16 protein-coding genes are annotated in these 21,228 nt (G+C 69.5%); 8 read left to right on the top strand and 8 right to left on the bottom strand.

The window, feature by feature from the left end:
• Window positions 1-24 precede the first annotated feature (24 nt).
• Together rbp (DTPSY_RS17465) and rbp (DTPSY_RS17460) are read right to left on the bottom strand one after the other, a co-directional pair.
• The gene (rbp, locus tag DTPSY_RS17465) at window positions 25-492 is read right to left on the bottom strand and encodes an RNA-binding regulator (protein WP_015914691.1); all 468 of its coding nucleotides are present in this window, start codon (window positions 490-492) and stop codon (window positions 25-27) included.
• A 240-nt stretch (window positions 493-732) separates the two neighbouring features.
• Window positions 733-1,098 carry an RNA-binding regulator gene (gene rbp, locus DTPSY_RS17460; RefSeq protein ID WP_015914690.1) on the bottom strand — a complete coding sequence of 122 codons (366 nt, stop codon included), beginning with the start codon at window positions 1,096-1,098 and terminating at the stop codon, window positions 733-735.
• 479 nt (window positions 1,099-1,577) lie between these two features.
• Here rbp (DTPSY_RS17460) and DTPSY_RS17455 point away from each other — a divergent pair, with 479 nt between their 5' ends.
• The 7 genes from DTPSY_RS17455 (at window position 1,578) to DTPSY_RS17425 (ending at window position 9,997) form a co-directional block, all read left to right on the top strand.
• Entirely contained in the window at window positions 1,578-2,156 is a 579-nt protein-coding gene (locus tag DTPSY_RS17455; protein WP_015914689.1) for a TMEM165/GDT1 family protein, read from the top strand.
• 136 nt (window positions 2,157-2,292) lie between these two features.
• Window positions 2,293-3,432, top strand: a complete 1,140-nt coding sequence (gene metX, locus DTPSY_RS17450) for a homoserine O-succinyltransferase MetX (protein ID WP_015914688.1) — start codon at window positions 2,293-2,295, stop codon at window positions 3,430-3,432.
• Window positions 3,429-4,013: a methionine biosynthesis protein MetW gene (gene metW, locus DTPSY_RS17445; RefSeq protein ID WP_011807201.1), complete on the top strand. Its 585-nt coding sequence runs from the start codon at window positions 3,429-3,431 to the stop codon at window positions 4,011-4,013. The genes metX and metW overlap by 4 nt, the downstream gene beginning before the upstream one ends.
• Window positions 4,014-4,268: 255 nt before the next feature.
• Entirely contained in the window at window positions 4,269-6,293 is a 2,025-nt protein-coding gene (locus DTPSY_RS17440) for a methyl-accepting chemotaxis protein (protein ID WP_015914687.1), read from the top strand.
• 80 nt (window positions 6,294-6,373) lie between these two features.
• Window positions 6,374-7,561, top strand: a complete 1,188-nt coding sequence (locus DTPSY_RS17435) for a GGDEF domain-containing protein (protein WP_015914686.1) — start codon at window positions 6,374-6,376, stop codon at window positions 7,559-7,561.
• An 82-nt stretch (window positions 7,562-7,643) separates the two neighbouring features.
• Complete coding sequence (locus tag DTPSY_RS17430; RefSeq protein WP_015914685.1) at window positions 7,644-9,107, top strand: M20 family metallopeptidase; 1,464 nt, start codon at window positions 7,644-7,646, stop codon at window positions 9,105-9,107.
• Window positions 9,108-9,121: 14 nt separating this feature from the next.
• Window positions 9,122-9,997 (top strand): alpha/beta hydrolase, encoded by an 876-nt coding sequence (locus tag DTPSY_RS17425; protein ID WP_015914684.1) that lies wholly within the window; start codon window positions 9,122-9,124, stop codon window positions 9,995-9,997.
• Between the two features lie 67 nt (window positions 9,998-10,064).
• On the opposite strand, the gene DTPSY_RS17420 is transcribed toward DTPSY_RS17425, so the two are convergent.
• The 6 genes from DTPSY_RS17420 to DTPSY_RS17395 all read right to left on the bottom strand — a co-directional run bounded on the left by DTPSY_RS17420 (window position 10,065) and on the right by DTPSY_RS17395 (window position 18,657).
• On the bottom strand, window positions 10,065-11,366 hold the full coding sequence (locus tag DTPSY_RS17420) for a GGDEF domain-containing protein (RefSeq protein ID WP_238526553.1): 1,302 nt from the start codon (window positions 11,364-11,366) through the stop codon (window positions 10,065-10,067).
• 349 nt (window positions 11,367-11,715) lie between these two features.
• Window positions 11,716-14,550, bottom strand: coding sequence for an ATP-binding protein (locus DTPSY_RS17415; protein WP_015914682.1), 2,835 nt, complete (start codon window positions 14,548-14,550; stop codon window positions 11,716-11,718).
• Window positions 14,551-14,555: 5 nt separating this feature from the next.
• Window positions 14,556-15,278 carry a hypothetical protein gene (locus tag DTPSY_RS17410; protein WP_015914681.1) on the bottom strand — a complete coding sequence of 241 codons (723 nt, stop codon included), beginning with the start codon at window positions 15,276-15,278 and terminating at the stop codon, window positions 14,556-14,558.
• Window positions 15,271-16,698, bottom strand: a complete 1,428-nt coding sequence (locus DTPSY_RS17405; RefSeq protein WP_015914680.1) for an efflux RND transporter periplasmic adaptor subunit — start codon at window positions 16,696-16,698, stop codon at window positions 15,271-15,273. The genes DTPSY_RS17410 and DTPSY_RS17405 overlap by 8 nt, the downstream gene beginning before the upstream one ends.
• Window positions 16,698-17,426: a 16S rRNA (uracil(1498)-N(3))-methyltransferase gene (locus DTPSY_RS17400; RefSeq protein WP_015914679.1), complete on the bottom strand. Its 729-nt coding sequence runs from the start codon at window positions 17,424-17,426 to the stop codon at window positions 16,698-16,700. The genes DTPSY_RS17405 and DTPSY_RS17400 overlap by 1 nt, the downstream gene beginning before the upstream one ends.
• Before the next feature lie 67 nt (window positions 17,427-17,493).
• Entirely contained in the window at window positions 17,494-18,657 is a 1,164-nt protein-coding gene (locus DTPSY_RS17395; RefSeq protein ID WP_015914678.1) for an aminoglycoside phosphotransferase family protein, read from the bottom strand.
• Window positions 18,658-18,743: 86 nt separating this feature from the next.
• Here DTPSY_RS17395 and DTPSY_RS17390 point away from each other — a divergent pair, with 86 nt between their 5' ends.
• A complete protein-coding gene (locus DTPSY_RS17390; protein WP_041838914.1) occupies window positions 18,744-21,197 on the top strand; it encodes an LPS-assembly protein LptD in 2,454 nt (817 codons plus the stop codon).
• Window positions 21,198-21,228: the final 31 nt, after the last annotated feature.

Raw genomic sequence — 21,228 nt, 5'->3', positions numbered from 1 at the left:
CGCTTTTACCCGCGCCTGCCAAAATCAATATCCGTTGTTGCCGCCACCGCCGTAGCCGCCACGGCCACCGCCGCCACCACGTGGACCGGAGCCGTAGGGGCTGCGAAAGCCGCCTTCGCTGCGGCCACCACCACCGCCGCCGTAGCCGCCACCACCGCCGCCGTAGCCACCACCGCCGCTGCGGCCGCCGCCGTAGCCGCCGCCACCACCACCAAAGCCGCCACCGCTGCGGGGGGGGCGCGCTTCCATGGGACGGGCTTCATTCACGACAATGCTGCGGCCGCCGAGGGACTGGCCGTTCATGCCATTGATGGCTTCCTGGGCTTCGGCATCGCTGCCCATTTCCACGAAGCCAAAGCCTTTGGAGCGGCCGGTGTCGCGCTCCATCATGACCTTGGCGCTGGTCACCGCACCGAACTGGCTGAAGGCTTGCTCCAGATCTTGGTCACGCACCGAGTACGGCAGATTGCCGACGTACAGTTTGTTGCCCATTAAGGGACTCCTCAAAAACAATGGAATGAGCGACGGAGTCCCGAACCCGCAGCCAGTTAATCACAATGACGCCCTATGCGCGAAAACTGACGGATCACCGCAACCTCTACGAGGCAATACCCTCGTCAAAACATTATGCGCCAGAACCTTTGTAAAGATGCAAGGGGTTTTCAACGCACGTGTCGTCAATCTGACGCAAAAAAAGGAGCCCTAAGGCTCCTTTTTTGACTCAGCGGAATATCAATAGCTGGAGCGGCCGCCACCGTAGCCGCCGCCATAACCACCGCCACCGCCGCTGCGGCCACCGCCGTAGCCACCACCGCCACCAAAGCCGCCGCCGCTGCGGGGCGGGCGGGGTTCCATCGGACGGGCTTCGTTGACCACGAGGTCGCGGCCGCCGTAGTTCTGGCCATGCGCGCCCTGGATGGCGGCCTGGGCTTCAGCGTCGCTGCCCATTTCGACAAAGCCGAAACCCTTGGAGCGGCCGGTGTCGCGCTCCATCATGACCTTGGCGCTTTGCACGGCGCCGAATTGGCTGAAGGTCTGCTCCAGATCCTGGTCGCGGAAGGTATAGGGCAGGTTGCCCACGTAGAGTTTGTTGCCCATGATCGGACTCCTAGAAAAAACATGAAATGCGATGGAGCCCGACGCAATCAACAAACCTGTGACGACTTCAAAGACGCGAAACTGACCAGACACCGCAGCGTGCACTTCCGCATGGCAGAACTGCACGGCCATTATCAAGCATTGCCATAACCCCAAAGATGTCGTAATTGCGCGCCTGCAACACTTTCCAGGGTAACTACTGTGTCTAGCTGGGCAAAAAGGTGCCTTCTTGCGCCGGATACAATCCTCCGCTGTCTTTGGGGAGTAGCCCTGCCCCGCGCGAGTCCGCTGCGACTGCGACGCGAGAGGATGCATGCATCAACAGACTTGGGGCCCTTGGGCGCCATGGTGTATGCGACCCGCTGCCACAGCGGGTCGGGCGAGACCATTGACCGCGTACCGATCCATCAGGCCGGAGTCGGAGCGTGGTCAATGCTGTCCGATGTACTTCCGGCCGGAAATCCTATTACGACCGCCCCATGGAAGCCTTCCTCGTCTCCACCGCCATCGTCACCCTTGCCGAGATGGGTGACAAGACCCAACTGCTGTCGCTGGTGCTCGCCGCACGCTTTCGCAAGCCCTGGCCCATCGTGCTGGGCATTTTCGTGGCCACGCTGGCCAACCACGCGCTGGCGGGCGCGGTGGGGTCATGGGTGACCACCGTGCTGGGGCCGCAGGTGCTGCGCTGGGTGCTGGGTCTTTCCTTCATCGCCATGGCGGTGTGGATGCTGATTCCCGACAAGCTGGACGACGACGGTGACGGTGCGGCGCCGCGCTTCGGCGTGTTCGGCACGACGCTGGTGGCGTTCTTCCTGGCCGAGATGGGCGACAAGACGCAGGTCGCCACCGTGATGCTGGCTGCGCAGTACAGCGCCTACTTCTGGGTGGTGGCGGGTACTACGCTGGGCATGATGCTGGCCAATGCGCCCGTGGTCTGGCTGGGGGATCGGCTGGTGAAGAAGGTGCCGATCCGCGTGGTGCACTTGGTGTCTGCGTTGATCTTCCTGGTCTTGGGCCTGCTGGCGCTGTTTGCGGGAGATGCGACGCCTTTGGCATAATGGCCCGCAGACGCGCCGATTTGCACCGCTTGCGGGCGCTTTACAAATCCAGCTAAAGACGTGACCGATCGACACGCCTGCCACCCCAGCACGCACCCGGACCCGGCCTCGTTGTTTAGCGAAGCCGGGTTTTTTCATGTCGTTCATCGCCACACCGCAAACCATGCACTTCGCCGAGCCCCTGCCGCTGCAGTCGGGGGCCTCGATCCGCGACTACACCTTGGCCTACGAGACCTACGGCACGCTCAACGCCGACCGCTCCAACGCCGTACTGGTATGCCATGCGCTCAATGCCTCACACCACGTCGCAGGCAGCTACGCAGGCCAGCCCAGGAGCGAGGGCTGGTGGGACAACATGATTGGGCCGGGCAAGTCTGTCGACACCAACCAGTTCTTCGTCATCGGCGTCAACAACCTGGGCTCGTGCTTCGGGTCCACGGGGCCCATGCACCGCCACCCGGACACGGGCGAGGTCTACGGTGCGGACTTCCCCGTCGTCACAGTGGAGGACTGGGTCGATGCGCAGGCGCGCCTGCTGGACCGCCTGGGCATCACGCAACTGGCGGCGGTAATGGGCGGCAGCCTGGGCGGCATGCAAGCGCTTTCCTGGACGCTGCAGTACCCCGAACGCATGCGCCACGCCGTGGTCGTGGCCAGCGCCCCCAACCTCACGGCCGAGAACATCGCCTTCAACGAAGTGGCGCGCCGGGCCATCGTCACTGACCCGGACTTTCACGGCGGGCACTTCTACCGCCACGGCGTGATCCCCAAGCGCGGGCTGCGCATCGCGCGCATGATCGGCCACATCACCTACCTGAGCGACGACGTGATGAACGAGAAGTTCGGGCGTCAGTTGCGCGAGGGCATGGACCTGAAATACAGCACGCAGGACATCGAGTTCCAGATCGAGAGCTACCTGCGCTACCAGGGCGACAAGTTCAGCGACTATTTCGACGCCAACACCTACCTGCTTATCACGCGCGCGCTCGACTACTTCGACCCCGCGCGCCAGCATGGCGGCAATCTGGCGCAGGCGCTGGCCGTGGCGCGTGCCAAGTTCCTGCTGGTGAGTTTCACCACCGACTGGCGCTTCTCGCCCCAGCGCAGCCGCGAGATCGTGCACGCGCTGCTGGAGAACCGCCGCGACGTGAGCTACGCCGAGATCGACGCCCCGCACGGGCATGATGCGTTCTTGCTTGATGACCCGCGCTACATGAGCGTGGTGCGCTCTTATTTCGATAGTGTTGCCAAGGGGCTGCAGGGAGGACAACCATGAGCGACCACGCCACCATGCAAGCCATTGCGCGCCTGGTGCCCGAAGGCGCGCGCGTGCTCGACCTGGGGTGCGGTGATGGCGCGATGCTGGACTACCTGCAGCGCGAACGCGGCTGCAGCGGCTACGGCATCGAGATCGCCGACGCCAACGTGCTCGCCTGCGTGCGCCGCGGCGTGAACGTGATCCAGCTCAACCTCGACGAGGGGCTGGCGATGTTCGGCGATAACAGCTTCGACGTGGTGCTGCAGATCGATACGCTGCAGCACCTGCGCAATGCCGAGGTGATGCTGCGCGAGACTGCGCGCGTGGGCAAGAGCGGCATCGTCGCCTTCCCCAATTTCGCACACTGGCCCAACCGCGTGTCGGTGCTGCGCGGGCGCATGCCCGTCACCCGGCGCCTGCCCTACCAGTGGTACGACACGCCCAATATCCGCGTGGGCACGTTCAAGGACTTCGAGGTGCTGGCGCACAAGAACAAGCTGCGCATCCTGGACGCCTTCGGCCTGCAGGACGGGCGCGAGGTGCGCTGGCTGCCCAATGCGCGTGCGGGCACGGCAGTGTTCCGTTTCGAGCACGACTGAGCGCACCGTCCAGCCTGGCGCGCAGGGGACATTTCTCGCCGGCGGGGTTTGTTGCTATTGAAAATGTAGCTATCAGCGCTTGATGGGCAAGCGCTAGCGGCTAAATTCCTCTGTTCCCGATGCCGGGCCTCTGGGCAGGATGCGTGGTACGTGAGACCGCGTAAGGGATATTGTGAATAGATGTAACGGCAGGCCTGCCGTAGATTTCCAGACAGACCGGGACGACCCGGCGCACCCCTTTTTCTGGAGACATGCATGGCCGCCGTTTCGCTTGCCCACCATTCCGTTGCCCGCCGGGTCACGCTGACCGCCCTGGGGCTTGTGGCCCTGGTGCTGGTGGGCGTGGGGCTGGCCCTGGCGGTTCTGACCGAACGCAGCACGCGGGCGCAGCTGGTGCAGAGCATTGGCGGCACCACCCAGGCCGTCGCCCATTCGCTGGATGCGGCGGACAACACCAACCGTGAGCTGGTCCAGGCCACCATGCGCGGCTTTCGCCGCTACTTCGAGGCCACCATGCAACTCGACGAGGGCGCGGGGGAGCTGCGCAGCTTCGGCGCGCTGGTCAACGAGGACTACAGCGCGGTGGACAAGTTCGCCAACGAGACCGGCGGCGTGGCCACGGTGTTTGCGCGCAAGGGCGACGACTTCGTGCGCATCACCACCTCGGTGAAAGATGCGCAAGGTCAGCGCCAGCAGGGCACGCCGCTGGACCGTGCCGATCCTGCCTACGCGGCAGTCGCCAAGGGCGAGCCCTACACCGGCATCACCGTGGTCGCAGGCAAGCCCTACATGGGCCACTACCTGCCGGTCAAGGACACGGCGGGCAAGGTGGTGGCGCTGCTGTTCATCGGCAATGACGTCAGCATCTTCCACGCCATGCTGCAAAAGCAGGTGGAGCAGACACGCTTTTTCGAGCACGGCGGCGTGTACGTGATCAACCCCGGCGCCGGGCTGGAGCAGGCCAGCTTCGTGTACCACCCCACGGCGCGGGGCCAGCGGGTGCTGGAGGCCTTCCCCCAGTCACGGGCGTTCTTCGAGGCGTTGGTGGCTGCGCCAGAGGGCTTCGTGCGTGACGCGGTGGCGGTGTATTCGCCTGGCGCGCAGGACCCTTGGGCGCTGCTGCGCAAGACACAGGGCGGATGGTGGGTGGTGGCCGAGGTGCCGGACGCCGAGGCCATTGCCGGCCAGCGCCACGTCACCTGGGCCGTGTGGGGATTGATGGCATTGGCCGTCGGCTTGCTGGGCGTGGGTCTGTTCGTGATGCTGCGCCGCGGCGTCAGCCAGCCGCTGACCGGGCTCACGCAGGCCATCACGCTCGTCGCGCAGGGCGACCTGACGCAGAGCTTCGAGACCACGCGGCGCGACGAGATCGGCACGCTGGTGCGGGAAGTGGAAGGCATGCGCCTGCGCTACGTGCAGATGCTGCAAGAGGTGCGCACGGCTGTGGACAGCATCGACACAGCCAGCGCCGAGATCGCCAGCGGCAACCAGGACCTGTCGGCACGCACGGAGGCCACTGCCGGCAGCCTGGCGCAGACGGCGCAAAGCATGGACCAGCTCACCGCCACCGTGCGCCAGTCCGCCGATGCGGCCCACCAGGCCAACCAGCTCGCGGCCTCCGCCGCGCAGGTGGCGGCCCGCGGCGGTCAGGTGGTGGGCGAGGTAGTGACCACCATGGACGACATCAACCAGAGCTCGCGCAAGATCGCCGACATCATCGGCGTGATCGACGGCATTGCCTTCCAGACCAACATCCTGGCGCTGAACGCCGCCGTGGAGGCTGCACGCGCCGGCGAACAGGGCCGCGGCTTTGCCGTGGTGGCGGGCGAGGTGCGCAGCCTGGCGGGCCGCAGCGCCGAGGCGGCGCGCGAGATCAAGCAGCTCATCCAGGCCTCGGTGGAGAAGGTGGAGACGGGCGCGCGCCTCGTGCAGGACGCCGGCAGCACCATGGGCGAGATCGTGGGCAGCGTGCAGCGCGTGGGCGACATCATTGGCGAGATCACGGCCGCAGCGTCCGAGCAGGCCGGCGGCATTGGCCAGGTCAACCAGGCCGTGGGCCAGCTGGACCAGATGACGCAGCAGAACGCCGCGCTGGTGGAGGAGTCCGCTGCCGCCGCGCACAGCCTGCGCGAGCAGGCGGCGCGCCTGGCCGCGGCCGTGCAGGTGTTCAGGCTGGGGCCGGCCCTGGGCGACGCGTCCCTGATTGCGGCACCTGCGCATGCCCCCGCGCCAATGGCTGAGGTGGCCGATCTGCGCGTGGGGGCCCTCGCGCTTACCTGAGTGCGGGCCTCGCCGGGGCGGGGCGGTTATCCTCGCGCGCTGCGCGCCTGGCCCGGGGCGCGCCCACCCTTGCCGTTTCCATGCCGTTCCTCGATGTGCCCACCATGCTGCTGATGACCGCGGCGGCTTCCCTCACCATGGCGGCATCCCTGGGCGCGGTGCGGCCGGCGCGCCGCGAGGGCATCAGCCTGTGGGCGGTGGGGCTGATGATGCACACCTCCACGTACGTGCTGTACGCCCTGCGCGGCCTGGTGTCCGACTGGGCCAGCATCGTCCTGGCCAACACGCTGCTGTCGGGCACGTTCGCCATGGTGCTGGCGGCCGTGCACCAGTTCCAGGGGCGGGAGTTGCCGTGGCGCCGCATGGCGGTGCCGGTCGCGGCGACAGCGCTGTTGTTTGCGTTCTTCATTGACGACTACCGCGCACGCATCGTCACGGCGGGCGTGGTGCCGCCGCTGCAGCTGGGCATGGTGCTGTGGTCCCTGTGGCGCGAGCGGCCGGCTGCGTCCCTGCGCGGCGCGACGCTGCTCAGCGTGGGCCTGGTGATGGAGGTACTGCTGCTGGGGGTGCGCGGAATGCTCGCAGCCACGCGCGACATACCGGTCGAGGGGCTGATGCAGGGCAACGCCATGCAGTCCATCACCTTCATGGCGGCCTTCGTGGTGGTGATCCTGAGTTCGCTGGGCTTCATCCTCATGGGCAAGGACCGCTCCGATGCCGACAACCGCTATTTCGCCGCGCACGATGCGCTCACGGGGCTGGTCAACCGCCGTTCGCTCATCATGGCGCTGGAGCGCGATGTGGCCCGCGCCGTGCGCCTGCGCGAGCCTTACGCGGTGATGCTGGTGGACATCGATCACTTCAAGTTCGTCAACGACAGCCATGGCCACCTGGCGGGCGACAGCGTGCTGCGCCATGTGGCGGACCTGCTGCGCACGCGCCTGCGGGCGCAGGACCTGGTGGGTCGCTACGGGGGTGAAGAATTCATGGTCCTGTTGCCGCACACCCCGCTCGGCGGGGCCCTGGAGCTTGCCGAGACGCTGCGCCGCGCCGTGGAGCGCTTGCCCTGTGTGGGCGGCGGCAAGGACATACCGGTGACCGTGAGCATCGGCGTGTGTGGCGGGCCCCTGCAGCCCGCGGACGGCTGGGACAGGCTCGTTCAGGGGGCCGACGAGGCGCTGTATGCGGCCAAGCTCGCCGGGCGCAACCGGGTGGAGTCCACGGCGCTGGCGGCACCGCGCCCCGCGCCCGCACCGGCGGTGGACTAATAGGGCGCCGTGCAGATCGCCGTCGCCGGGCGGCGGGTGTTGGCGTATCCTGCGCCTTTTGCGCACCGACAGAGGTTCCGCCATGAACGACCGCCTGCCCGCCGCCGCCCTGGATGCCGCACTCGCGCTGGAACGCGTGGGGCGGGTGTGGGACGAAGACATCCTGCGGCAGCTCACCGACTACATCCGCATTCCCGCCAAGTCGCCGGGCTTTGCGCCCGACTGGCGCGAACAGGGCCACCTGGAGACTGTGCTGCGCAACGCCGCGCAGTGGGTCGAGGCCCAAAAGGTGGCGGGCCTGCAGTTGGAGATCGTGCGCCTGCCAGGGCGCACGCCGGTACTGTTCTTCGAGGTGGCGGCCACCCAGCCGCGGTCCACGCAGACCGTGCTGATGTACGGCCACCTGGACAAGCAGCCCGAATTCGAGGGCTGGCGCAGCGACCTGGGCCCGTGGACACCCAAGTACGAGGACGGCAAGCTCTACGGCCGGGGCGGCGCCGACGACGGCTACGCGGTCTACGCCAGCGTGGCCGCGGTGCAGGAGCTCAAGCGCCAGAACGTGCCGCACCCGCGCATCGTGGGCCTGATCGAGACCTGCGAGGAGAGCGGCTCCGCCGACCTGCTGCCTTACATCGACGCGCTGAAGACCCGCCTGGGCGACGTGGCGCTGGTGATCTGTCTCGACTCGGGTGCGGGCAACTACGACCAGCTGTGGCTCACCACCAGCCTGCGCGGCATGGCCAGCGGCACGCTCAAGGTCCAGATCCTCACCGAGGGGGTGCACTCGGGCGACTCATCGGGTCTGGTGCCGTCGTCGTTTCGAATCATGCGCCAGGTGCTCGACCGGCTGGAGGACTCGGCCACGGGCCGCCTGCTGCCTGCGCACTTCCACTGCGAGGTGCCGCCCGACCGTCTGGCGCAGGCGCGGGCCACCGCCGCCATCCTGGGCGAGGAGGTCTACAAGCGTTTCCCCTGGGCGCATGCCGACTGCGGTGGCAGTACGGTGTTTGCCCTGCCCACCACCACCGACCCGGTACAGGCGCTGCTCAAGCGCACCTGGGAGCCCACGCTCAGCGTGACGGGGGCCGAGGGCTTCCCCGCCCTCAAGGATGCGGGCAACGTGCTGCGCCCCTACACGGCCTTCAAGCTGTCGTTGCGCCTGCCGCCGCTGGTGGACGCCGCCGCCTGCCTGCAGGAGATGAAGGCCGTGCTGGAGGACAACGCACCCTACCAGGCCAAGGTCACCTTCGCCCCCGATGGCGCGGCCAGCGGCTGGAACGCCCCGGCCATCACGCCGTGGTTCGAGCAGGCGCTCAACGCCGCGAGCCAGGCGCACTTCGGCGCGCCTTGCGGCTACATCGGCCAGGGCGGCACGATTCCGCTCATGAACATGCTGAGCCGCGGTTTCCCGACGGCGCAGATGATGGTCTGCGGCGTGCTCGGCCCCAAGAGCAACGCCCACGGCCCCAACGAGTTCCTGCACGTGCCCTACGCCAAGAAGCTCACCGCGGCCGTGGCGCAGGTGATCGCCAGCATGCCGGCCTGAAAACGCGCACGGCCATGCAGGAACTGAGCGAACCCACGCTGCGCCCCTTCACCGCCAGCGACGGTGAGAACCTCGCCGTACAGGACTGGCCGCTGCCCGCGCAGGAGCGCCGCGGCGCCGTGCTGCTGGTGCACGGCCTGGGCGAGCACGCGGGGCGCTACGAGGCCCTGGCCCAGCGCCTGAACGGCTGGGGCTTCAGCGTGCGCGGCTACGACCACTACGGCCACGGCGACTCCGGCGGGCCGCGAGGCGGCCTCACCAGCGACCTGCGCCTGCTGGCCGACCTGGCGGACCTGGTGGACGCCACACGCACGCGGCTGCGGCCCGGCGAGCCGCTGGTGCTGCTGGGCCACAGCATGGGCGGGCTGGTGGCGGCGAGCTTCGTGGCGCGGGGCGTGCGCCCCGTGGATGCGCTGGTGCTCTCGTCGCCCGCGCTGGCCACTTTCATGAACCCGCTGCAAAAGCTGCTGCTGGCCACGCTGCCCCGGCTGGTGCCCAACCTGCGCGTGGGCAACGGCCTGAACCCCGAACACCTGTCGCACGACCCGGCCGTGGTGGCCGCCTACCGGGCCGACCGGCGTTGCCACGACCGCATCAGCGCGCGGTTGGCGCGCTTCATTGCCGATGCCGGCCCCGCCACGCTGGCGCGCGCCGCGCGCTGGACGGTTCCCACGCTGCTGCTGTGGGGCGAGGACGACCGCATCGTCAATCCCGCGGGCAGCCGTGCCTTCGCGGCAGCGGCGCCCCCGGCCGTGGTGCATGCCCAGGGTTTTGCAGGGCTGTACCACGAGATCTTCAACGAGCGCGACGCGGCGCCCGTGTTCGCGCAACTGGAGTCGTGGCTGGAGCAGCGCTGCCCGGTGCGCCGGGCGCAGCCCGTGGCGGCTTGAGCCAAATCGGCCTGCAGCGCTTGTGTAGCAAGCGCTAGCAGCTACTTTTTTAGGAGTAAATCCGCCGTCAATGCGCCAGCAGCACGCGGTTGCGCCCCAGGCGCTTGGCGCCGTAGAGGGCCGCGTCCGCGCGCTGCAGCAGCGCGGCGGTGCTCTCGCCGGGGGCCAGTTCCGCCAGCCCGACCGACACCGTCAGAGACAGCTGCGTGCCGCCTGGCAGGGCCACAGGCGTGGCGGCCACGGTGGCGCGCACGCGCTCCAGCAGACGCGTGCCGTCCGCCGGGTGGGTATTGGCCATGAGCAGCAGGAACTCCTCGCCGCCCCAGCGCGCCAGGAGGTCGCTGGCCCGCACGCAGCCGTGCACCGTCTGCGCGAACGACTGCAGCGCCACGTCGCCGGCCGCATGGCCGTGCGTGTCGTTCACCGCCTTGAAATGGTCCAGGTCCAGCTGCGCCAGCAGCAGGGGCTGCCGGCTGCGCTGCGCGCGCGCATGCTCCAGCCGCATCATCTCCAGCATGCAGCGGCGGTTGGGCAGGCCTGTGAGCTCGTCGCGGATGGCCAGTTCGCGGATCTGCTCCACGGCGGCGGCCAGCTCGCGCTTTTGGCTGCGCAGACGGGCCCGCGCGCTGTGTACGCGCGTGGTGAGGAAGGTGCTGCTGGCCAACACCACCGCAATCATGACCAGGTAGGCCGCCGACAGCGCCGGGGGCTGGCTGTCGGGCGATAGCCAAGCCGGATGCCACCACTGCACCACGGCGCCCGCTGCACCAAAGGCCACCAGCCCGTAGAGCGCCACGCCCACCATCTGGCGGGGGGTGAGCCCGAAGACGCCGAACATCATGATGACCGCGAGAATGGGTGGCGCAATACCGCGCGCGGGGCCGGCGATCACATAGACGATCTGGAACAGTGTGAGCGACGGGTCGGCAAAGCGCCGGCTGGCGCCGCTGCGGATGAGCACGAACACCGTGGTGATGCCCGCGCCGCACGCCAGGGTCCACCAGTACACCGGCACGGGATCGGTCAGGCCTGCGGCGGCCACCAGGTGCATCGCCCCGATGCAGCCCAGCATCAGCAGCGCCGACAACCCCGCCATAGCCAGGCGGATGCGCTGATGGGGATCGGTCGTGATGAGTGCATCCAGCGTCCGCTGGGCAAGGCCGCGGCGGCCCGTGCGCGGTCTGAGAATAGGTAGTTGTCGTGAGCTGTAGGTCTGGCCTGCCAGGGGGGATGAGTTGTCCCGATGCCCTGTCGTGGGACGATGTTGCAGCCACTGCATCGCCTCCCGCCAGCTCTGCGGCGGTTGGCCGGGCAGCCACACCACGCAAGGGCCGGGCGCGGCCGCCAGTGCCTGGCGCTCCAAGTGCACGGTTCTCGATCAGCCAGTAGCGGCGGGGCGCCCGCACCTGAGCCGGCGCGCCAAACACGCGCGTGGGCAGGCTGCACAGGGCAGCCGCTACGTCGATGCAGCCCCCGGGCATTCAGAGTGAGCGAGCCGCCCAGCCACAACCGCGGCGCGAAGCGGGCGTTGCCCAGCACTTCCAGCCGCTGTGCGCGCGCAATGTCCAGCAGGGACTGCCATTGGCGTTCTGCCGCGTCGGCGCGCAGCCAGTCGCACAAAAAGGCCTATTGGGCGGGGCGCAACGTTGGCAGGCTCGTCCACGGTGCGCCGTGCCGCGTACGGCGCCTGTGCCCGTTGGGTTGCGTGCGCGGGGCGGTCATGCGCTGAGGGGTTTGAGCTCCGGCACGCCGCGCCGCTTGGCCACGGCGATGGGCGGCGCCCAGCGGCTGCCGGCGGGCTTCTTGCTGGTCACGAGGGTGATCTCGGCGGGCTCGAACACCTCCAGATTGTGTGTGATCGGCGTGGTCAGCACGTACTGCGCGCGCGTGCTGCGCAGGAAGTGGCCCACGAGCTGGATGTTGCGCACGTCCAGGTGGGCGAAGGGCTCGTCGATGAAGACGAAGCCGCCCGAGCCGCTTTCCTCGTCTTTCAGCAGGCCCACCAGCAGGATCAGCGACTTGATGACCTGCTGCCCGCCCGAGGCCTCGCCGTCGTTCAGCCCGATGCTGCCCTTGCCGTCGAAGGCGAAATGCACCTTCAGGCCCGCCTGGGCGAGCACGGTGTCGTCGTTCTCCAGCAGGGGGAGGTCGGCCGCCACTTCCACACCGGCCAGCTGGCCCAGCTCCTGGATGTTCTTGCGGTAGCGGCGCACGGTGCTGCGCAGCACCTCGATGTAGCTCTCGCGCGCGTTCAGCACCGCCGTGGCGGCCTGGGCGTTCTTGACCTGGTGGTCCGATAGGCTGGCCGCCTGCTCGCGCACCGTCACGTCCATGCGGCGGTGGCGTTCTTCCACGGTGGCGTCCTGCTCCCAGGTGCCTTGCTCCAGTTCCTGCTCCACGGCATGCAGGCGCAGCTTGGCCTGGGTGTCGTTCACGTATTCGTCGACCAGCGCGCCCATGGCGGCGGGCGTGATCCAGCGCGCCGGGAACTGCGCGCGCTGGGCCTGGCTGCGGGCCACGGCCCCCTGTTGCTGGCGGCGGCGCGCGCTCCACTCCTGCGCGGCGCGCTCGCTGTCGCCGCGCGCGCGCTGCAGTTGCGCCTCCAGGCGCTTGTGCTCGTCGTTGAAGGCGCGGTGGCGGTCGTGCGCGCGGGTGGATTCCTGCTCCAGGCGCTGCCACAGCTGGGCCGCGGCCACGCGCGCCTGCTTGGCGGCGGGCAACTGTTCGCGCGCCTGGGCAAACTCGTCGCTGCGGCGCGCCAGCTCCTCGGCGGCGCTGTGGCCTTCCAGGGCGCGGCGGGTGTCGGTGATCTGGCGCTTGAGGGCCATGAGCTGGTCCAGCACGGGTGCCAGCTGCGCATCGATGCGGGCCAGGTCGCGCTCGGCCGCGCTGCGGCGTGCCTGCACGGCGCTGGCGCCGAACTGGTGCTCATGCGCCTCCACCCACATGGAGCGCGCGCCGCGCCCGTCGTGCATGTAGGCCTGGGGCGTGATCCAGGTGCCGCCCAGCTTCTTGCCCTCGCGCGGGTCCGCCACGCAGCGCAGGTTCTGCAGTTGCTGCACCAGCCAGCGCGGCACGGGCGCGGTGAAGCGCACATGTTCCAGCAGCGTGCCGCTCTCGCCCTTCAGCGCCACGCTGCCCGGCTCGACGATGTAGTGGCGGTAGCGCTCGCGCTCGCCCAGCTCCCAGGCCTCGGTCAGATCGTCCGCCTGGTCCAGCAGCACCACCCAGCGGTGGCCGCGCAGCACACCCTCGATGGCGGCGCGCCAGCGCTCGTCCTGCACCTCCACGGTTTCGGCGACGAAGCGGTGGCCGATGCCGGCATTGGCCAGTTGTTTGCGAAAGCGCAGCACCTCGGGCGGCAGCGGCGGCAGGCTCTGGCCTTCAAGCGCGGCAAGCTGCGCGGCGGCCAGCTTGCGCCGCTGGGTGAGTTGGCTGCGCTCGTCCTGCAGGGCCGATTCCTTGTCCTGCAACTGGGCCAGGTGGGCCTGCAATTCGTCGGCATTGCTGCCCTTGTCCACCAGCGCCAGCAGCTCCTGCTCGCGCTGGGCCAGTTTTTCCAGCGGGGCTTCGTGGCGTGTGGCCTCGTCCAGCTGCGTGCGCGCCTGGTCGCGCTCTGCGCGCAGCTGCTCGGCTTGCTGCTGCGCGCGCGAGCCTTCCTCCAGCAGGTGCAGCAGGCGCTTGTTCTGCACCGCCTGCTCCGCCAGGGCCGCGCGGTGCTGGACCTTCTGGCGGCGCAACTCGCGCGATTGTTTGGTGAGCTGCTCGCGCTCGCCCCACCAGCCGAGCACGGGCAGCACCTCGGTGGCCAGGCGCTCGCGCTCGGCCAGGCGCATCTGCCAGGTCTTGTAGCTGGTCACGCGGTTGTGCAGTTCGGAGAGCTGCGCGCGGCTGTGGTCCAGCTCGCGCTCGGCCTGCGCCATCTCGCGCGCCAGCTGCTGCTGGTGCTCGCGCGCCTGGTCGTAGGCGTCCAGCACCTGCTGGTCGCCGAACACGTCGAACACCAGGCGCAGCAGCTCGCGCGGGCTGAATTCGCACAGCCGGTCGGTCTGGCCCTGCTCCAGCGAGAGCACGCGCGCAATCGCCGGCGACAGGCCGGCGGCGGCCAGCACGCGGCCCCAGGCCTCCACGCCCATGAAGCCCAGGTCCTTCTCGGGCATGTCCAGCAGCTGCTCGATGGAGACATCGCCCTCCACCAGGCAGTAGCGGCGCTGCCAGTCGCCCCCGTTCTTGTCGATGCGGCAGGCCAGCGTGACCTGGTCGCTGTAGAGCAGGCGGCGCGCAAACGGGCGGCTGGAGCTTTGCCGGCCCTGCGGCCGGTTGTCCACCACGGCGCGCAGCCAGGCGGTCTGCGCGCCCGCGTGGCGCGCATAGGTGCGGTAGTCGCGCGGGGCCGAGCAGCGCAGGCCCAGCAGGGTGCGCATGGCGTCCAGCAGCGTGGTCTTGCCCGAGCCGTTGGGGCCGGCAATCGTGATGATGGAGCCGTCCAGCGGCAGCGACACGCGCTGGCAGTAGTCCCAGTGAACGAGTTCCAGGGTTTGCAGGTGGAACATGGCGGTCAGTTCTCCTGCACCGTGGATGCTTCGTTATTCATAGCTTCTGGCGCTTGCTGTTCGGGCGTTAGAGGCTGATTTGGCTCGTATTCCGGCGCAGCCGCGCGCTCGCGCAGCAGCACGTCGGCCAGCGCGCCGTCCAGGATGCGCGGGGCGAGCACGTCGTAGTCCAGCAGCACGTCCAGCAGCGGCCCCTCGGCGATCTCGTCCTGGCGGCGCAGGATGAAGCCGTGGCGCTCCAGCAGCTTGAGGTTGGCGTCCAGGCGCAGCTTCTTACCCAGCTGCGGGCCGTAGTCTTCCAGCAGCGCCTTGTACGACAGCACGGGGCTGGCCACGCTGGCCTGGGGCAAGGGCTTGGCGCCGGGGAAGAAGTCGTTCTGCCCCGCGTCGGCCTCCTGCACGCGGCTGGTCTGGCGCTCGCGCTTGGGCAGCACGATGAGTGCCCACAGCACGATGAGCAGCGCCTGCGCGTCGCGCGGCAGCTCCAGGTTGTTGTTGGCGTTCAGGCCGGAATCGCCCATCACCCCGTTCTGCGCGGCGCTCAAGAGGGCCACGCTCACGTGGTCGGCGTAGATGCTGTCCATCCAGCGCAGGCCGGATTGGGCCAGGCGCTGCTCCACCTGGGCAAAGAGTTCGGCATCGACCAGCGCGCGCTTCACACGCGGGTGGCTGCGGGGCAGCCAGCGGCGCGTGAGCAGCTCGGCGATCAGCAGGGCGGCGTCATCCATTCTTCACTTCCTCGGTGCCCTGGGGGCTGTCGGGTTCGGCCGGCACCAGCCGGCCACGGCTGAGCAGCTCCACCTGGTGGTGGTCCAGCGGCTCGGCCTGCGGCTGCCATTCGATGCGCCACGGCTGGCGCGCCAGCTCGCCCGTCAGGCCCGGCAGCACGGCGGCCTGCGGATCGCCCAGCAGGGGCATGAGCTGGGCCTTGTAGGCCAGCTGCGCGTAGCGCGTGGCGCCGGGGCGCGGGCCCAGCAGGGCCTCGGCCGCGGTGCGGGCGGCATCGGCATGGCCGCCGTCGCGGGCCCATTCGGCGAGCAGCGCATTCAGGTCGCCCAGCTCGCGCGGCAGGGCCACGGCGGTCAGCGTGCCGGCGGGCGCGCTCTGCGCGTTGGGCAGGGCCTCGGCCAGCGCGGGCTGGGGGCGGTCGCGTTCGAACTCGGCCTCCACCACGTCCAGCAGCTCGTGCGGGGCCAGCGTGGCCAGTTGTGTGGGCTGGGCCACGGCGCCGTCCAGCAGGCGGTGCAGCTGCGGCGCGGCTTGCAGCCAGCGCTTCACGTCGGTGCTGGTGATGCCGGTGGTGCCCAGCGTCACGCGCTGGCGGTCCACCTGCTGCAGCGCACGGTTGAACTGGCTGGCCATGGCCAGCAGGCGCGACTGCGCCTGGCCCAGGCCGCGCGCCGCGCGCTCCAGCAGCAGGTGGCCGTGGCTGTTGCCGATGATGGCGGTGATGGCATCGGAGGCGCGGTCGATGAGCTGGGCTGCGCGGTCGTAGCGCTTGCGCGCCTCGCGCAGGCGGAACTCGGAGCCGCTGGCGATGGCGTCGGCAAACTCGCCGTGCAGGCGTGCCAGCTGCGCCTGCAGCAGCTGCACCTGGCCGGCATCCACGCTGCCCAGCTGGTTGGCGCCCACCACCTGGCCCAGCAGGGCGGCGAGTTCGCCGCCGTCGGCGTGGTCGTCCTCGGGCGCGGGGCTGGTCAGCGGCGCCAGCAGGCCGGCCACGCGCTGGGCCAGCGCGGGCAGGTGGTAGCTGCGCTGGGTCTCGTCCCAGGCGAGCAGGCCCACGTCGCGTAGGCGCTTGAGCACCGTCTCCAGCGCCTCGGGGCGCAGCGCGTGAAAGAGTTCGTCGATGCGTTCGCGCGGCAGTTGCGCGTCGCCCTGCGCCGCCAGCTGCAGGAACACCCACACGCGCAGCTGCACCAGCGCCGCGGGGCCGTGGAACAGGCCGCTCAGCGCCTGCGTGAGCGGCTGCTGGCGCGACAGGTGCCACAGCAGCGGGGAGTCCTGCGCGGTATCGTCAAAACTGTAGGCGTCGCGAAAGAAGTCCGCGATGGCGCCCATGCCTACGCCCATGCCTGCGCCCACGCCGTTGTCCAGCGCGTCATCACCGACCTGCAGCGCCAGGTCGTCCGGGACCAGTGCGCGCATCAGGCCAGCCCCAGCAGCGCCAGTGCCGCCACCGAGGCAGTTTCCGCCCGCAGCACGCGCGCGCCCAGGCTGGCCGGCGCAAAGCCCTGGGCCAGCGCGGCGTCTTCCTCCTGCGCGGTCAGGCCGCCCTCGGGGCCGTGCAGCACCCAGACGGCACCCGCCTCGGCTGCGGCCTCCCGCAGCGGGCGGCTGCCGCTGCGCAGCGACAGCAGCAGGCGCGCGGCGTCGGGGGCGAGTGCGTCGGCAGGGGGCTGGCGTAGCCAGTCGGCCAGGGACAGCGGCGCGTGCACGGAGGGCACGCGGTTGCGCCCGCATTGCTCGCAGGCCGCCACGGCAATCGCCTGCCAGTGCTGCTGGCGCTTGGCGGCGCGCTCGCCGGACAGCTTGAGCACGCTGCGCGCCGCGGCAATCGGCTGGATGCTCGCGGCACCCAGCTCGGTGGCCTTTTCCACCAGCCAGTCCATGCGCTCGTTGGCGGGCATGCCCACCACCAGGTGCACGGCGCGCGCGGCCTCGCGCTCCACGGCGCTGTGGCTGCCGACCTGCACCTGCACATCGCTGCGGCCCATGTGGGTGACGGTGGCGCTCCACTCGCCGCCCTCGCCGTTGAACAGCGTGACCGCGTCGCCCGGCTGCAGGCGCAGCACCTGCACATGGCGCGCGGCCGTCGGCGGCAGCGTGAGCTGCGCATCAGCGGCCAGGGGCAGGGGGCAGTGAAAACGGGGCATATCTTTCAAAAATAGTAGCTGCCAGCGCTTGGTGGACAAGCGCTGGAGGCTGATTTGGCTTGTAAACCTAGACGCGCCCGAAGGCGTAGCCCATGGCGGCCTGGGTGCCTTCCAGTTCGTCCACCAGCCGCAGCAGCGGCGACAGTTCGCGGTAGCGGCCGGCCGTCTGGCGGATGTAGGCGATGAAGCGCGGTGCGTCGGCCAGGTACTTGGGCTTGCCGTCGCGCAGCGTCAGGCGCGCGAAGATGCCGGCCACCTTCAGGTGGCGCTGCAAGGCCATGAAGTCCACCGCGCGGTAGAAGTCGCCGAAGTCCGCACCCCAGCCGCTGCCGCTCGCGGCGCCGAGAATGCCCGCACGCCGGGCCTTCTCCCAGTAACGCACTGTAATGTCGATGACGAAGTCTTCTTCCCAGCTGATGAAGGCGTCGCGCATCAGGCTGGCGATGTCATAGGTCACGGGGCCGTAGACCGCGTCCTGGAAGTCCAGCACGCCCAGGCGCTCGTCCGCACCCACCATCAGGTTGCGCATCATGAAGTCGCGGTGCACGTACACGCTGGGGGCCGCCAGGTTCTGCGCCACGATGGCGTCGAAGGCGCGGGCCAGCGTGGTTTGCTGGGCGTCGGTCAACGTGGCCTGGCGGTGGCGGGCGATGTACCAGTCGGGAAAGAGCTGCAGCTCGCGGCGCAGCAGCGGCTCGTCGTAGGCCGGCAGCACGCCGGGGCGCGAGGCGCGCTGCCAGTCGATGAGCAGGTCCACGGCCTGCAGGTACCAGGCGTGTGCGGCGGCCGGGTTGGCAGGGTCCAGGCGCTCGATGGCGGTCTGCGCGCCCAGGTCGGACAGCAGCATGAAACCGTGCGTTTCGTCCCAGGCCAGGATCTGGGGCGCGCGCAGGCCGGCCGCCTGCAGCAGCGCCTGCACCTGCACGAACGGGCGGCAGTCTTCCTTGTCGGGCGGCGCGTCCATGACGATGCGGCTGGTGCCATCAACAGCGTCCAGGCGCAGGTAGCGGCGAAAGCTCGCGTCCGCGGACGCCGGGCGCAGGGACTCGGGCCGCAACTGGAGCGAGGCGGCCAGCGGGGCCAGCCAGGCGTTGAAGGCTGCCTGGCGGGCCGGGTCGGTCCAGTGCACGGCGCTCGCATGCACGGCGCCCGTATGCACGGCGCCCGTGTGCACGGCGCCCGTGGCCGGCTCGGATGTGCCCGCCGGAGTGGGGGAAGAGGGGTGGCTCATGGATAATCGGATTCTACAAACCCGGCCTTCCCCGGCGGGGTGGCCCGCGGTGCCCGTGCCTAGCGGCCCGCCGTCCGTCGCAATCCATGGATCGTCTCCCCTTGCCCCACGCCCTGCACGTCCCGACGCACCGCCCATTCGCCGCGCCCCTGCCTCCGCGCCGCATGCTGGCGCGGCTGGCAGCCCTGATGCTGTGCGGCGTGCCACTGGCCGTGCTGGCCCAGGCACAGCCCGCGGCGGACGCTGTCCCGACCGAGCCTGCGCCAGCGCTGCGCTCCAGCCCGCGCCTGCAGGAGGTGCTGCCCTACGGCATCCGCCAGCAACTGCCGGTGTTCGTGCGCGGAGACCGCGTGACGGGCCAACCGGACATCCAGGCCACGATCGAGGGCAACGCCGAGCTGCGCCGCGGCGACACGGTGGTGCATGCCGACCGCATGCAATACGACGTGGCCGATGACCGCGCGCGCGCCAGCGGCAACGTGCTCATCAACCGCGCGGGCAACCGGTATGAAGGCTCGCAGCTGGACCTGCGCGTGGAGGCCTTCACCGGCTTCTTCAGCGACGCGCGCTACCGCTTCCTGGAGACCGCGGCGCATGGCGAGGCCTCGCGCGTGGACTTCCTCGACCGCGACCGTTCCGTGGTGCACAACGCCACCTACACCACCTGCGAGCGCACCGACGAGGCCAGCTGGCAGCCCGACTGGATCCTGCGCGCCGAGCGCATCCACCTGGACCGCGTGGAGGATGTGGGCACGGCCGAGAATGGCGTGCTGGAGTTCAAGGGCGTGCCGGTGCTGCCGATTCCGCACATCACCTTCCCGCTGTCGGACCGGCGCAAGTCCGGCCTGCTGCCGCCCACGCTCGGGCTGGACAGCGTCAGCGGCTTCGAGTACGCGCAGCCATACTACTGGAACATTGCGCCCAACCGCGACGCCACCATCACGCCTACGGTCATGACGCGGCGCGGCGTGGCCCTGGGCACGGAGTTCCGTTACCTGGAGCCGCGCTACAGCGGCGAGCTGACGGCCGACTACATGCCCAATGACCGGCTGCGCGACCGCGACCGCTGGGCCTACGGCATCAAGCACCGCGCTACCTTTGACACGCCCGCAGGCGGCGTGGGACTGGGCATCGACATCAAGCGCGTGAGCGACGACAACTACTGGCGCGATTTTTCCCAGCGCAACAGTGGCCGCAGCGGCGTGAACGACCAGCTCACCCAGCGCCTGCTGCCGGGCGACGCGACGCTGAACTGGGCGCGCGGCGAGCATTCGCTGCTGCTGCGCACCCTCAAGTGGCAAACGCTGCAGGACGTGAACGCGCCCATCATCCCGCCCTACGACCGCATGCCACAGCTGCGCTGGGAATACCGGCCGCTGCAGCTGGCCGGTGGGCTGGATGCGAGTGTCGAGGCCGACTACACCAGCTTTCACGCCGACCGCGCCTACACCGGCCAGCCCAACGCCAAGCGCAGCTACACCATGGCGCAGGTCAGCCGGCCGTTCCTGGCGCCGGCGGGTTTCATCACACCGCGCGTGCAGCTGCACAGCACGCACTATGAGTTCGATGCGCCGCTGGCCAACGGCCAGCGCACCGCCAGCCGCACGCTGCCCACGTTCAGCCTGGACAGCGGCCTGGTGTTCGAGCGCGACGCCCGCTATTTCGGCCGCGACTTCCTGCAGACCCTGGAGCCGCGCGCCTTCTATACCTACACCCCGTACCGCGACCAGCGCCTGCTGCCGATCTACGACACCGCGGTGAACGACTTCAACTTCGCGTCCATCTACACCGAGAACGCCTTTGGCGGACAGGACCGGCTGGCCGACAACAACCTGCTCACGCTGGGCGTGACCACGCGCCTGCTCGACCCCGACACCGGCGCCGAGGCCGCGCGCTTCGGCGTGGCACAGCGCGTGCGCTTTTCCGACCAGGAAGTCACCATGCCCGGCGGCTCGCCGGTGAACGAGCGGCTGTCGGACGTGCTGCTGGGCGCGGGCATCAACTGGACGCCGCAGTGGGGCTTCGACTCCACGGTGCAATACAACCCCAAGACCGGCCGGTCCCTGCGCACCACGGTGGGGGCGCGCTATTCGCCCGGCAACTACCGCACGGTGAGCGCGGCCTACCGCATGCAGAAGGTCACCGGCCTGATCACCGAGCCCAGCGAGCAGATCGATGTGGGCTGGCAGTGGCCGCTCAACGACCTGTGGGGCGACCGCGGCGACAAGCCCTCCTCTGCCGGGGGGCGCTGGTACAGCGTGGGGCGGCTGAACTACAGCCTGCAGGACCGCAAACTGGTGGACACCGTGGTGGGCCTGGAGTACGAGAGCTGCTGCTGGATCGGCCGCGTGGTGCTGGAGCGCCTGCAGCGCAGCGTCACGTCGTCCAACACCCGGCTCATGTTCCAGATCGAGTTCATCGGCTTCTCGCGCCTGTCGCTGGGCTCCAACCCGCTGTCCAGCCTCAAGCAGAATGTGCCGCGCTACCAGTTCCTGCGCCAAAGCGTGTCCACCCCCAGCCGCTTCACCCAGTACGATTGATCGCCTTGCGCGCCGCCCCGCTTGGGCGACG

It is taken from the genome of [Acidovorax] ebreus TPSY (assembly GCF_000022305.1).
In the GTDB taxonomy this organism is placed as follows: domain Bacteria; phylum Pseudomonadota; class Gammaproteobacteria; order Burkholderiales; family Burkholderiaceae_C; genus Diaphorobacter; species Diaphorobacter nitroreducens.
This window is presented reverse-complemented; position numbering and strand designations above follow the sequence as displayed.

Bases quoted from the DNA above. Each gene is read 5' to 3' on its own strand.
- DTPSY_RS17405 (WP_015914680.1), bottom strand. From the start codon at position 16,698: ATGCGCGCACTGGTCCCGGACGACCTGGCGCTGCAGGTCGGTGATGAC.
- DTPSY_RS17455 (WP_015914689.1), top strand. From the start codon at position 1,578: ATGGAAGCCTTCCTCGTCTCCACCGCCATCGTCACCCTTGCCGAGATG.
- DTPSY_RS17440 (WP_015914687.1), top strand. From the start codon at position 4,269: ATGGCCGCCGTTTCGCTTGCCCACCATTCCGTTGCCCGCCGGGTCACG.
- DTPSY_RS17400 (WP_015914679.1), bottom strand. From the start codon at position 17,426: ATGCCCCGTTTTCACTGCCCCCTGCCCCTGGCCGCTGATGCGCAGCTC.
- DTPSY_RS17390 (WP_041838914.1), top strand. From the start codon at position 18,744: ATGGATCGTCTCCCCTTGCCCCACGCCCTGCACGTCCCGACGCACCGC.
- metW (WP_011807201.1), top strand. From the start codon at position 3,429: ATGAGCGACCACGCCACCATGCAAGCCATTGCGCGCCTGGTGCCCGAA.
- metX (WP_015914688.1), top strand. From the start codon at position 2,293: ATGTCGTTCATCGCCACACCGCAAACCATGCACTTCGCCGAGCCCCTG.
- DTPSY_RS17425 (WP_015914684.1), top strand. From the start codon at position 9,122: ATGCAGGAACTGAGCGAACCCACGCTGCGCCCCTTCACCGCCAGCGAC.
- DTPSY_RS17435 (WP_015914686.1), top strand. From the start codon at position 6,374: ATGCCGTTCCTCGATGTGCCCACCATGCTGCTGATGACCGCGGCGGCT.
- DTPSY_RS17415 (WP_015914682.1), bottom strand. From the start codon at position 14,550: ATGTTCCACCTGCAAACCCTGGAACTCGTTCACTGGGACTACTGCCAG.
- rbp (WP_015914691.1), bottom strand. From the start codon at position 492: ATGGGCAACAAACTGTACGTCGGCAATCTGCCGTACTCGGTGCGTGAC.
- rbp (WP_015914690.1), bottom strand. From the start codon at position 1,098: ATGGGCAACAAACTCTACGTGGGCAACCTGCCCTATACCTTCCGCGAC.
- DTPSY_RS17410 (WP_015914681.1), bottom strand. From the start codon at position 15,278: ATGGATGACGCCGCCCTGCTGATCGCCGAGCTGCTCACGCGCCGCTGG.
- DTPSY_RS17395 (WP_015914678.1), bottom strand. From the start codon at position 18,657: ATGAGCCACCCCTCTTCCCCCACTCCGGCGGGCACATCCGAGCCGGCC.
- DTPSY_RS17430 (WP_015914685.1), top strand. From the start codon at position 7,644: ATGAACGACCGCCTGCCCGCCGCCGCCCTGGATGCCGCACTCGCGCTG.